The following is a 12,309-nucleotide window of genomic DNA, read 5'->3' as shown; positions in this document are numbered from 1 at the left end:
TCATTTAGAGTGAAATCGTTTATTATGGATAATAAAGGTCTATAATAATGATGATTGTGAGAAGGGAGGAGAGAAGCTTGCAGTTTTCCAAAAGTACAGATTATGCCCTGCACGCCTTAATTCATCTGGGACACTCGGAGCGTTGCAACAACGTCGGAATCAAGGAGCTATCGGGAGCACTTGGTGTTTCTGAAAGTTACTTATCCAAAATCATGTCCAAGCTGAGACAGGATGGAATCGTACGTGCTGTGCCAGGGGTGAACGGCGGTTACGAGCTTGCCCGGTCAGCGGATCAGATTACGTTTCTTGATGTGATTCAGGTGATTGAAGGAAGACAGCAGCTTTTCGAATGTTCGAATTCTAGTTCGCAGCAGCATCAGTTGTTAGCGGATGAAGGAGCTGTGCAGAGGGATCAGAAGCATTCGGAGAAAAATGAATGTTTGGTTGAAAAAGTTATGAACGGCGCGGAACAACAACTTCACCAATACTTGCGGGAACATACGATTCAGTCGGTATTGGATGAGGCGTCCAAGCGTTGCAGTCATGATGTGAACAAGAAGTGATGCACTTCTTGCACTCTAATTATGGATATTATAGATCCATGAAGAAGTATCTGAAACATGAACAGGCGGCAGGTTGAGAGTAGCTGTCTGTTTAAGAAATCCATAAACCATATAGAAAGAGTGAGGAACAACTATGAATAATTTTTTTGATGCAGCTAACTGGGAAAAAGCATGGAAAGACGATTCTGTCTTAAAGAAGATACAGAAGGCGGGAATCGATCCTACCAGATCTTTTGACCATAAAGCCAAGACTTTCAACGAACAATCGTTTAGCGAAGAAGGCAGAAAACGAACCCAACGGATCATGAACTGGCTTGAAGGGCAAGGCGTTACATTCGAAAATACCTCTGTTCTGGATATTGGCGCTGCATCGGGAGTATTCACGGTGCCGTTTGCGGAGCGCGGAGCCCATGTAACCGCCGTAGAAACCTCTCCTCCACAGGTTGAATTGTTGAAAGAAAACATCTCGAAGTTCGCCGAAGACGGGGTGAGGATTGTACCCGAACCTTTTGAAGATATCGACGTGCAGGCCAAAGGCTGGAACGAGGCCTTCGATCTTGTCTTTGTCTCGATGTGCCCGGTCATTCACAATTGGGATAGCGTGGAAAAGGTACTTCAATGCGCTCGGAAGTTCTGTTATATCAGTATGCCAGCAAGTCCTCCAGAGCATAGCCTGGTGAAGGAAATCTGGCCGCTTGTCACCGGTCAGCCCTTCCATACGAAACATATGGAAATGGGATACTTGCTGCACCTGCTGTATCTTAAAGGTTATGCATACGAATCGCTGATCACGCGGGAAACGAAAACAACTGAAGTCACGAGAGAAGCGGCGTTGCAGGAAGCACTGACTTGGCTTCGCAATCACCGTCTGCCTGTAGATGAACGGAATCGGAATATCATTGCTGACTATTTGGAGCAAGCCTATCCGACCGGCAAAGTAGTCATTCAGGAGGGGGGACGCTTTGGTAAAGTACTGATTCGACTACAGGATCAAAACATGTATTCGCGAGAGGATTGAGTCTGACAAGGTGTGTTACGTATTCTTGATTGAGTGAAGCGACAAAGCGTTAAATGAACCTCTTGCAACTGGCTTGATTTTTGATTAAGATAGCAGAAACCAGCGTATAATATGCTGATATACAGGCAAGGACAATGACGAAGAGAGTAAGCGCAAGAAGCGGATCTTAACAGGGAAGGCGTGCCGGAGACTGAGAGCACCCTCATGAGACGACCAGCGCCGAAGTTCACTTCCGAGTCGGCCCCTGAAGTGCCTTTGCCAATCGGCAAAAGCATGGGTAGGGTGGCCCGCACCCCGCGTTACCGGGTGAAAGACAGAATGTTCTTTCGCGGCAGAAGCAACCGCCAGGTTTCTTTGGAAATGCCGATTACCGGAGGTCATTCTAAATAAGGGTGGTACCACGGCTCCTCGTCCCTTGCGACGGGGGCCTTTTTGCGTTTCAAGAAGAGGAGTGGAAGGTATGAGTAATGTTGAATTGGATGAGCTGAGAGAGCGTCTGGATGGAATTAATGGTCAGTTGCTGGAGCTGATTTCCGAGCGGGCAAAGATTGTTCAGGAGATCGGTACCTTAAAGGAAAAGCAGGGCGTGCCGAAGTTCGATCCTGAGCGGGAGAAGCAAATGTTAGAGAAGCTGGTAGCGAGCAATAAGGGACCGTTTACCGACAGTACGATCCGTAGCTTGTTCAAGCAAATATTCTCAGCCTCCCTTGACCTGCAATCGGCAGAACACAAGAAGACTCTTCTGGTTAGTCGGAAAAGCCAGCAAGAGGACACAGTCATTACGCTTCCTGGTGATGTAACCGTGGGCGGCCTGTCTTCCCTGATGGTGGCCGGACCTTGTTCGGTAGAAAGCGAGCTTCAGACCCGTACCGTAGCGGCAGCCTTACAAAAAGCCGGAATTCGCGTCATGCGCGGCGGAGCGTTCAAGCCTCGGACCTCTCCGTATGATTTCCAGGGTCTTGGCATGGATGGCTTGCGGATTCTGCGTGAAGCGGCGAACGAATACGGCTTGCTGACGATCAGCGAGATTGTGGACCCGGCCCATCTGGAGCCAGCCCTGGACTATGTGGATATTATTCAGATTGGTGCCCGCAACATGCAGAACTTCGAGCTGCTAAAAGCAGCGGGAGAACTGAACAAGCCAGTATTGCTGAAGCGTGGACTCGCGGCCACGATGGAAGAATTCCTGCACGCAGCAGAATACATCATGTCGCGCGGCAACACTCAGGTTATGCTAATTGAACGCGGCATCCGCACATACGAAAAGTGGACCCGCAACACACTAGATATTTCAGCTGTACCGATCTTGAAGCAGGAGAGTCATTTGCCGGTGCTGGTGGATGTCACCCACTCCACAGGACGCAAGGACATTCTGGTGCCTTGTGCCAAAGCTGCACTTGCTGCCGGTGCCGACGGCATTATGGTTGAGGTGCACCCTGATCCGGCCACAGCATTGTCTGATGCGCAGCAGCAGTTGAATATTGATGAATTCAACACGTTCTTCGATCAAGTGAAGGCTTCGGGCTTATACAAACAATAATTTATATGTAACGCCATTAAATATACTGGATTTAAGATAAATTTGCAGAATACGAGAGCAATGGAGAGCTATAAGCGCTTACAAGGTGGCAATGTCTTTTTGTGAAGGTGACGGGTAGTCGGGTACAATAATTGGCATCAGCGTTGCACCGGACTTGGGCTTTACAAGAAAAGCCCTTAATACCCTTAACAACATAGGAGGATCACAGAATCTTGAAGCAGCTTACATTGAATAATGGGTGGTTCTCCAACACCCGCAGCGATATTCTTTCCGGAATGACGGTAGCCGTTGCGCTCATTCCGGAAGCGATCGCTTTCTCCATTCTGGCGGGAGTCAGTCCGATGGTGGGACTGTACGCTTCAGTTTGCATTGCAATCATTACAGCATTTGCGGGAGGAAGACCCGGTATGATCTCGGCGGCTACGGGAGCAATGGCAATTCTGGTCGGCACTTTGGTTGCTCAGCACGGGATCGAGTATCTGTTCGCTGCCACCGTGTTGGCAGGCCTAATCCAGATCTTGATGGGTACCCTTAAGCTGGGCCGGTTCATTACTTTTGTGCCACAACCGGTAATGACCGGATTTGTAAATGCTTTGGCGATCCTGGTCTTTATGGCCCAACTCACACATTTCAAAGGACAAGGCTGGATCATGTACGGCCTGGTGGCTCTGACATTGGTTATTATCTATGTGGTACCGAAGTTCACCAAAGTCATTCCGTCAGCTCTATTTGCAATAATCGCAGTTTCGATTCTCAGCATTTCACTGCATTTGGATGTGAAAACCGTAGGGGATATGGGCAATATTACGGCGGCACTGCCAGTATTTCATATTCCCCAGGCGCCTTTTACACTGGATACCTTGCTGATTATCTTGCCTTACTCCCTTTCGCTGGCGGTTGTCGGCTTGCTGGAATCACTGATGACGGCGACGCTGATTGATGATATTACCAGCACTGAGAGTGACAAGAACCGGGAAGCGAAAGGTCAGGGTCTGGCGAATGTTGTGACCGGATTTTTCGGCGGCATGGCAGGCTGTGCAATGATCGGCCAATCTATGGTTAATATGAAATCCGGTGGGCGCACCCGTCTGTCCACATTCGTATCAGGTATCTTCTTGTTGTTCCTGATCCTCGTTCTCGGGGATGTCGTCAAGCAGATTCCAATGGCCGCACTTGTAGGTGTAATGTTTATGGTCTCAATCAGCACCTTTGAGTGGGGTGCGCTCAAGACATTGGCCCGCGTTCCTGTGAGCGATGCGCTGGTGATGATCGTAACCGTGGTTACAGTAGTAGCAACGGACAATTTATCCATTGGTGTGCTGTTCGGCGTATTGCTTAGTGCCTTGTCGTTTGCCTGGAAAATCGCCTCGATCCGTGTTACCGTTCAGGAAGCCTCTTCTTTCAGAACCTATACGGTATCTGGTCAATTATTCTTTGGCACAACAAGCCATTTCGTTCAACACTTTCAATATGAAGCCGACCCGACGGAGATCACCATCGACTTCTCGCATTCGCATGTTTGGGACCAGTCGGCAGTGAGTGCAATTGCGAAGATCATCGGCAAATATGCTCAGCATGACAAGAAGGTTATCATCACAGGACTGAATGAAGAAAGCTCACGCCTGCTTAAGCGGGTTGGCTTATCCTTATCCGGCGGTCATTAGACTATATGAACAACCAGGTGTTGATATTTTCAGACCTGAATGAAACAGCTCTTTCCTTGGAGGAAAGGGCTGTTTTTGTTGAGATCCAATTTATTGAAACTGATCGGTTACAACCACCGTATAGAGGGTTAAGCCAGCAGCTGGGCTACCGGCTGCTCATGATAAGCAGGAGGAGATTAAATGAATGTGGAGTTGAACCCAAAGACAAAGCAGTTCCACCCGGGCAAACTAATTGGTGGTATTGTCGCTGTACTGGTTGTAGCTGTGCTTGGAACTAATGCATACGCTTCGGTGGAATATGGTCATGTCGGTTTGTACAAAACCTTCGGCAAGCTAAATGATAATACCTTGGCGCCGGGTATTCATTTTAAAATTCCGTTTATCCAGACTGTCATTCAGGTCAATACACAAGTCACCAAATCCGAGACCGATACCTCTGCGTCTTCCAAAGATCTGCAGCCGGTATCAACTCATGTGGCGGTCAACTATTCGGTGAACAAAGCTTCTGTCTTTCACCTGATGAACAATATAGGGGGTAATTATGATACGGTCATCATCAGTCCGGCCATTCAGGAGATTGTCAAGGAAGTCACTGCCAAATATCCTGCCGAGGATCTGATCACACGCCGTGATGTGGTGTCCGGGGAGGTTAGCGACCAGCTCAAGACCCGTTTGGCTAAATACGATCTGATCGTTAATGATATTAACATTGTTAACTTTAAATTCTCCGACGCTTTCAATCAGTCAATAGAAGCTAAGCAGGTCGCCCAGCAGCAGGCGCTCAAGGCCGAGAATGATCTGCGGCGGATCGAGATTGAGGCAAAGCAGAAAGTAGCTCAGGCACAGGCCGAAGCAGAATCGCTGCGGCTCAAGAAGCAGGAGGTTACTCCTGAACTGGTGCAGCTGAAGCAGATTGAGGTACAGGAGAAGGCGCTCGATAAATGGAATGGTGTCCTGCCTACCGTGACAGGAGGGGCTACCCCGTTCGTGGATGTTCAATCTCTCACACAGCAGCAGCCGTAAGGGCGCAGATAAAATTATCGAGAGTAAAAAGGAAGGTTGTCCTGCTTGCCTGAGGAAGGCGCGGGGCAGCCTTTTCTGTTATTCGCGGGAGCTGCTTCTAACATAAAGGTTGGACAAGCACTGCGGCCTGTTGTAACATGTATTCAACCTCTTTAACAGCTGCCTGAAGCATGGGGTGTCAGATGCCCTGTCAGCAGGACTTCCATAATCGGTTCGTGATAGAGTTCTCTTTAAGTGGTGAAAACCTATATTTGTTTGCGCTTTCTTAACCCTTGGAAGGAAGAAGGGTGTTTTTTTGCGAAAAATCAATAATCCATACCGGAATAATGAGAATTTTTTCTTTTCAAATAACAAGGTTTGTGAGAAAATAAGTCCAACCAATTATTTGAAATCATTATTTTTTAAATTATAAGGAGGAAATACCTATGTCAGAAGAACGCAAGCAGTCCTTTGAAACGTTGGCCGTTCATGCCGGCCAAGAGATCGATCCCACTACTTTGTCCCGTGCCGTACCGCTCTACCAGACAACCTCTTACGGCTTTCGCGATGCGGAGCATGCTGCTAACCTGTTCGCGCTGAAGGAGTTTGGCAACATCTATACCCGTATCATGAACCCGACTACTGACGTATTTGAGCAGCGGATTGCGGCGCTTGAAGGCGGAGCAGGCGCGCTGGCAACGGCTTCTGGCTCGGCGGCTATTTCCTTCTCTATCTTGAATATTGCTGGCGCGGGAGATGAAATCGTTTCTTCTGCCAGTCTTTACGGTGGTACATATAATTTGTTCTCAACCACGCTTCCGAAGCTGGGTATTAAGGTTAATTTTGTGGATTCCGATAACCCGGAGAACTTCCGTAGTGCGATTAACGAGAAGACCAAAGCCATCTTTGCAGAGACTATTGGTAATCCACAGGGGAACGTCCTGGATATCGAAGCGGTTGCAGCGATTGCCCATGAGCACGGTCTTCCACTGATTGTGGACAACACCTTCCCGAGCCCGTATCTGTTGCGTCCGATTGAACATGGTGCGGATATCGTGGTGCATTCTGCGACCAAATTTATTGGTGGTCACGGTACATCTATTGGTGGCGTCATTGTAGATGGCGGCAAGTTCGACTGGAAGGCCAGCGGCAGATTCCCGGGCCTGACCGAGCCAGATCCAAGCTACCATGGTGTAGTCTATACGGAAGCTGTAGGTCCGATCGCTTATATTATCAAAGCACGCGTTCAATTGCTGCGTGATTTGGGAGCATCGATCTCGCCTTTCAACTCCTGGTTGCTTTTGCAAGGTCTGGAGACACTGCATCTGCGTCTTGAACGCCATAGCCAAAATGCTCTGAAGGTGGCGCAGTATCTGGAAGCCCATGATGCGGTAGAATGGGTTAGCTACTCCGGTCTGCCAAGCCATCCATCCTACGAGCTGGCACAGAAGTATCTGCCGAAGGGCCAAGGTGCCATTCTTACGTTTGGTATCAAGGGCGGCAGCGATGCTGGACGCAAAGTGATCGAGAACGTGAAGCTGTTCTCACACTTGGCGAATGTCGGCGATTCCAAGTCGCTGATTATTCACCCTGCCAGCACGACTCACCAGCAGTTGTCAGATGAGGAGCAAGCTTCGGCAGGGGTAACGCCTGAACTGCTTCGTCTGTCGATTGGTACCGAATCCATTGACGATATTCTATATGATCTGGAACAGGCTATCGCTGCGAGTCAGCAGTAATCCTCTTCCACCAAGCATCCTGTGCTACTTGGTTATCAGCCTTTTTCCAAGCAGCTGGCAGTCCTCACCCCGGTTCCCTGGGGTAATAGACTGCCAGCTCTTCTCGAAGAAGGGGGATTCTTCGTAGTCGGGATGTTTTTTTTGGTTTTGTCCGTTCCGGCTGGATTTGGCAACGCTTGCATATTTCCAGCTCCATCCCAGTATTTATAAGTGAAGCATGAAACTGCCGGTAATAAGGAAGTTGTCTCATGAGGTACCGGTAGGAACCAAAAGCTGAAAAGGTGGGTGCGGAAATGAAGGGTGAACGTCAGCAGCAGGATCAAAGCCAAAAGAATGAGGAGCGCCCGTTAATGAATAGCGCAGATGAGCAGGTGCATGAAGTAGACCTGTCTCAAAAGGGTCCCGTAATTCCATCAACTACAGAACCTGAAGTAGCCAGCGTACGTAGGGAAGCAGCGCTGCCGCTGAACCGCACGTATTTCAAGCGTACCGGCCTGCAGCCCTCCTTTCTGGTGCTGCGAGACGGTCGAAACGAGCGCCCGGACCCGCGTCCGGAGGTCCGGACTACGCCTGGCGGGCCCTGCCTGATCCGCAGCGAGGAATGGCTGCTGGCTCCAGAGCTGGCCAGCTTATATGACAGCTGGCTGACCAGTGAGGACGGCCAGCCAGCAGAACGTGCGCTCCAGCGCATTTACTATCGGCTGCGGGCTGAAGCCGCCGAGCTGCTGGAGTCCCCGGACGGCGACTGGGCCGCCGTCACCCTGCTATCCCCGCCGGAGCTTGCGGGACGGCGGTCCCGGCTGGCTGCGCTGCAGGATGCGCAGCTGGAAGCGCTGTTCGCTGCGGTGGCGGAGCGGCAGCGCCTAGGCGGCGAATGCCGCCTGGATCTGCTGGCGCTGTCACCCGTCAGCGCGGCCGAATTCGCGGCACAGCGCGAATTCATCGAAGAAGTGGCCGATCAGACACTCGGCCACGCTTTTGCGGCGGCTTGCCGCATCGGGGCGCTGATCGCGCCCGATGCCGAGCGTGCCGCCGCCGGGGAAATCGCGCGTATCGCCGATTTCCTTGTGCTGGACGGCGCGGCGGCAGAAGCCGCGCCGGGGGAGAACGCCGCGCAAGACTTCGTCGCCGCGGCGGGCCAGGTCCTGGCCGCCGTGCGCCGCGTGCGGCCGGCGGCTGTGGTGTTCGCCGCCGGAGCTGCGGCGGCGCCGGCCTTGGCCGATCTGTATGAGATCGGCCTCAGCGGGATCTTTTGCAGCGCCGGTCAGCGGACCGAGGCGCTGCTGCGAGCGGCCTGCCTGACGTGGATCGCGCGGCAGGAGAACATGGATACAGCCGCCGGGGGCGGGCTGTAGTAGAGCAAGAGCAGGTCCGGGCACCATGGACCTGCTTTTTTGCGTTCAACAGTACATAACGCTTATATAAAAATAGGCGCATCTATAATAGAACGCATTAAAAAAACAAACATAGCCAAGAAATAAGAGAGTCTACATAAGAAGAAGCATCGACGTGTAATTAACGGCATTTTTGTACCTTAAATCCTCTGCAGCTAAGGGTTAGTGGAGATTAAGTGCAATATTGTACCTTAAATCTTCCAAAATACCCACTCCAGCGTGCTTTTCGAAAAATAAGATGCAATAATGCCCTTATTTTACTTTTTAGCCTATATTAAAGAAAAATAAGGTGCAAAAATGCCGTTAGTTGAGAAGGTAATTACTCTTTTCAATCGTTAAGACGACTAGTGAGGGGGAATTTACCGCTCCTATTGAAATCGTTGGATTTGAACAGCCATGGATAACAGGTCTTGCTATCGACAGTCTATGTTTCGGTGCTGGCTCTCCTATGCAAAGCGTTCAGGTGAGCGCTTTGCGCCTACAGTTCCTAACTTCCCCGTTCGCTCATCTTCATTTTTTATTAATTTCTTTTGTTCGAGGCATCTACCGCTTTACATATTTTGCGGAAAGGAGTATCATGACCTTAAGTTGCATTAAGGAAATATATTTGGACTGTTGCAACAATGATTATCGTTCTCAATGACGTTCTTTCTCATCAGACTCATGGCAAAATGACAACCTGAATACAATTCCATATTCTTTTTAACATGCTGTCCCGGCTTAGCCGGGGCAGCATGTGTCATTTTAGGGGTCATAAGAATGGCTCTCATTCTCAGTGAGAGGCAGGCGTAAGCTCCCGAAGCAAGTTATGTTGCGAAGGGATTTCCAAGAAGTATGGCTCCACAAAACTAAGCGTAAGCTCCCGAAGCAGTTTTGTTGCGAAGGAGACTCCAAGATGTACAGCTTCACAAAACTAAGCACACGCTCCCGAAGCAAGTTTTATTGCGAAGGAACACAGGAAGCTTATGCTTCACAAAACTTTACAGGAAGGTGATTACTATGCAAGCAACATCTAAACAACTCCCCCGCGAAGGGGCATTATCCCGAGGCGCTAAGCCACCCGGTGCTCCACAGCCCCGGAGGTTCGATCCTCGCGCAATGCTGAGGAACTCAGAAATGCAAGCCGCACTGGGCAGTGGGCTGATCATGCTGCTGGCTTGGGCAGTGGGTGGCTGGTCGCAGATTCTTTCGATTATTCTGTACGTAATTTCATATACCATCGGCGGCTGGATCAAGGCCAAGGAAGGTGTGGAGACACTGGTCAAGGAACGCGACCTCGACGTCAACTTGCTGATGATTGCTGCGGCGCTAGGTGCTGCGACTATTGGATACTGGAATGAAGGGGCGATGCTGATCTTTATTTTCGCCTTGAGCGGCGCGCTGGAGAGCTATACGATGGAGCGCAGCAAAAAAGACATTTCCTCACTCATGGCCTTGAAGCCAGCCACCGCGATTCGGATTGAACAGGGAGCTATGAACGAGGTCAATATTGAGCAGCTTTCCATCGGCGACCTCTTGCTGGTTCGTCCTGGTGAACTGATTCCTGCCGACGGTCTGGTTTGCCGGGGGGAATCGGCTGTCGATCAATCCTCTATTACAGGAGAGTCGCTGCCTGTAGAGAAGTCCTCCGGGCATGAGGTGTTTGCCGGTACGGTGAACGGGGAAGGTCCGCTATATATTGAAGTGACCAAAGCTGCGGGGAACACGCTTTTTGCCAGAATCATTAAAATGGTGGAGGAAGCGGAGACCGAGGTGCCGGATTCGCAGCGTTTCATTAAACGTCTGGAGGCGGTGTATGCCCGGGTGGTCGTAGGAGCAACCCTGGTCCTGATGTTGGCCCCTCCGTTTTTGCTGGATTGGAGCTGGAGCGATACTTTTTACAAAGCAATGGTGTTCCTGGTTGTCGCTTCACCCTGTGCATTGGTGTCCTCCATTATGCCTGCGATGCTGTCGGCCATTTCCAAGAGTGCACGCAAAGGCATCCTGTTCAAGGGCGGGTTGCATTTGGAGAATATGGCGCGGACCGCTGTCGTCGCTTTTGACAAGACGGGGACATTGACCGCAGGCGTGCCACAAGTGACAGATTTCATTGCTGGAGAGGGATATGACGAGAGTGAACTGCTACTGGTTAGTGCCTCGATCGAGAACATGTCCCGCCATCCGTTAGCGGAAGCGATTGTGCGAAAGGCAGATGAAGCAGGGCTAGCGCTGCGGAGTGTGCAGGATAGCAAATCCTTGACGGGATGGGGTATTGAAGGAACAGTTGACGGAAAAAGCTGGCGGATCGGCAAGTCCAATCTGCTGGATGAGCTGTCTTCCTCCCCAGTCAGTGCTGATCTGGAATCATGGATGTCCGCACGTCGCCGGTTGGAGGGTGAAGGTAAGACAGTATCGCTAATTATGGATGGAGAGCAGGTCGCGGGAATGATCGCGTTGCAGGATTCCTTGCGTCCACAAGCGGAGGCAGCGGTTCGGAAACTGCAGCAGCTTGGGATCAAGGTGGCGATGCTGACTGGCGACCGGGCCGCAACGGCTGAAGCCATCGGGGCGAAGACGGGAGTGGACCTGATTTTTGCGGATCTGCTGCCAGAGGATAAAGTGACTCATGTTAAGGCATTGCGCGAACAATACGGGCATGTGGTTATGGTTGGTGATGGTGTGAATGATGCGCCTGCACTGGCAACGGCCACAGTTGGCCTCGGGATGGGCATGAAGGGCAGCGGGGCTGCGCTGGAGATTGCCGATGTTGTTCTGATGAACGACAATATCGAAGAAATTGCATCGACCATTGCTTTGGCCCGGCGTTCTCAGCGCATTGTGAAGCAAAATATGATTTTTGCCGTAATGGTAATTGCCACACTCGTGATCAGCAACTTGATTCAAGGTATCGCCCTTCCACTGGGCGTCGTGGGCCATGAAGGTAGCACCATTCTGGTTATTCTGAACGGACTGCGGCTGCTGCGCTGAGATCAAGAGTGGATGAGATTTTATAATAAGGATCTTTAATGAGGTCTAAATTAAGGCGCTGCCCCAACATCAGTGCTTGCTTTATGGAGCAACGACCCCAGAGGCTTTATTTCCAACAGATTTCACCGTTTAGGAGGATAAAGGACCGTAGGGACCTTATCGGTAGAATACCAGGTCAAAATCCACGGGTTGGGATTGAAATAGCGTCTCCTGAGTCCATTGCATATTCTAGTGAGCAGCTTCAAGTATCAATAAGGACTATACTGTCCGTTGGCTTTCAAGCGTGAGACCGAGCTTTCTAGTCTGCTGCTTTTGGCAAGTACTGATTCTGACATTAATCCTAAATTGAATTTGTAAAAAGCATAGGAGCGTCTTGTTCAGCCTATTAATTTCTAGAAATTGAATTGTTCACAAAATAGTCC

At 50.4% G+C, this 12,309-nt stretch carries 9 protein-coding genes; all 9 read left to right on the top strand.

Features of this window, described 5'->3' with window-relative positions:
* The first annotated feature begins 77 nt into the window (after window positions 1-77).
* The 9 genes from ACFORK_RS24700 to ACFORK_RS24660 all read left to right on the top strand — a co-directional run bounded on the left by ACFORK_RS24700 (window position 78) and on the right by ACFORK_RS24660 (window position 11,887).
* The gene (locus tag ACFORK_RS24700) at window positions 78-563 is read left to right on the top strand and encodes an RrF2 family transcriptional regulator (protein ID WP_379204115.1); all 486 of its coding nucleotides are present in this window, start codon (window positions 78-80) and stop codon (window positions 561-563) included.
* A gap of 133 nt (window positions 564-696) precedes the next feature.
* Window positions 697-1,581 carry a class I SAM-dependent methyltransferase gene (locus ACFORK_RS24695; protein ID WP_379204113.1) on the top strand — a complete coding sequence of 295 codons (885 nt, stop codon included), beginning with the start codon at window positions 697-699 and terminating at the stop codon, window positions 1,579-1,581.
* 204 nt (window positions 1,582-1,785) lie between these two features.
* On the top strand, window positions 1,786-1,971 hold the full coding sequence (locus ACFORK_RS24690) for a hypothetical protein (protein ID WP_379204111.1): 186 nt from the start codon (window positions 1,786-1,788) through the stop codon (window positions 1,969-1,971).
* Window positions 1,972-2,041: 70 nt separating this feature from the next.
* A complete protein-coding gene (locus tag ACFORK_RS24685; protein WP_379204109.1) occupies window positions 2,042-3,121 on the top strand; it encodes a bifunctional 3-deoxy-7-phosphoheptulonate synthase/chorismate mutase in 1,080 nt (359 codons plus the stop codon).
* Between the two features lie 209 nt (window positions 3,122-3,330).
* Entirely contained in the window at window positions 3,331-4,785 is a 1,455-nt protein-coding gene (locus tag ACFORK_RS24680) for a SulP family inorganic anion transporter (protein ID WP_379204259.1), read from the top strand.
* A 180-nt stretch (window positions 4,786-4,965) separates the two neighbouring features.
* Entirely contained in the window at window positions 4,966-5,808 is an 843-nt protein-coding gene (locus ACFORK_RS24675; protein ID WP_379204107.1) for a prohibitin family protein, read from the top strand.
* 425 nt (window positions 5,809-6,233) lie between these two features.
* Entirely contained in the window at window positions 6,234-7,526 is a 1,293-nt protein-coding gene (locus ACFORK_RS24670) for a homocysteine synthase (RefSeq protein WP_379204105.1), read from the top strand.
* Between the two features lie 293 nt (window positions 7,527-7,819).
* The gene (locus ACFORK_RS24665; RefSeq protein ID WP_379204103.1) at window positions 7,820-8,881 is read left to right on the top strand and encodes a hypothetical protein; all 1,062 of its coding nucleotides are present in this window, start codon (window positions 7,820-7,822) and stop codon (window positions 8,879-8,881) included.
* A gap of 1,038 nt (window positions 8,882-9,919) precedes the next feature.
* Window positions 9,920-11,887, top strand: a complete 1,968-nt coding sequence (locus tag ACFORK_RS24660) for a heavy metal translocating P-type ATPase (RefSeq protein ID WP_379204101.1) — start codon at window positions 9,920-9,922, stop codon at window positions 11,885-11,887.
* The last annotated feature ends 422 nt before the right edge of the window (window positions 11,888-12,309 follow it).

Origin of the sequence: Paenibacillus sp. GCM10012306 (assembly GCF_042649265.1) — a bacterium.
Taxonomy (GTDB): domain Bacteria; phylum Bacillota; class Bacilli; order Paenibacillales; family Paenibacillaceae; genus Paenibacillus_AQ.
The sequence above is the reverse complement of the archived record's forward strand: the minus strand, read 5'-3'. Positions and strand labels throughout refer to the sequence as shown.

Coding starts and splice junctions, on each gene's coding strand:
- ACFORK_RS24695 (WP_379204113.1), top strand. CDS start 697: ATGAATAATTTTTTTGATGCAGCTAACTGGGAAAAAGCATGGAAAGAC.
- ACFORK_RS24690 (WP_379204111.1), top strand. CDS start 1,786: ATGAGACGACCAGCGCCGAAGTTCACTTCCGAGTCGGCCCCTGAAGTG.
- ACFORK_RS24685 (WP_379204109.1), top strand. CDS start 2,042: ATGAGTAATGTTGAATTGGATGAGCTGAGAGAGCGTCTGGATGGAATT.
- ACFORK_RS24675 (WP_379204107.1), top strand. CDS start 4,966: ATGAATGTGGAGTTGAACCCAAAGACAAAGCAGTTCCACCCGGGCAAA.
- ACFORK_RS24670 (WP_379204105.1), top strand. CDS start 6,234: ATGTCAGAAGAACGCAAGCAGTCCTTTGAAACGTTGGCCGTTCATGCC.
- ACFORK_RS24665 (WP_379204103.1), top strand. CDS start 7,820: ATGAAGGGTGAACGTCAGCAGCAGGATCAAAGCCAAAAGAATGAGGAG.
- ACFORK_RS24660 (WP_379204101.1), top strand. CDS start 9,920: ATGCAAGCAACATCTAAACAACTCCCCCGCGAAGGGGCATTATCCCGA.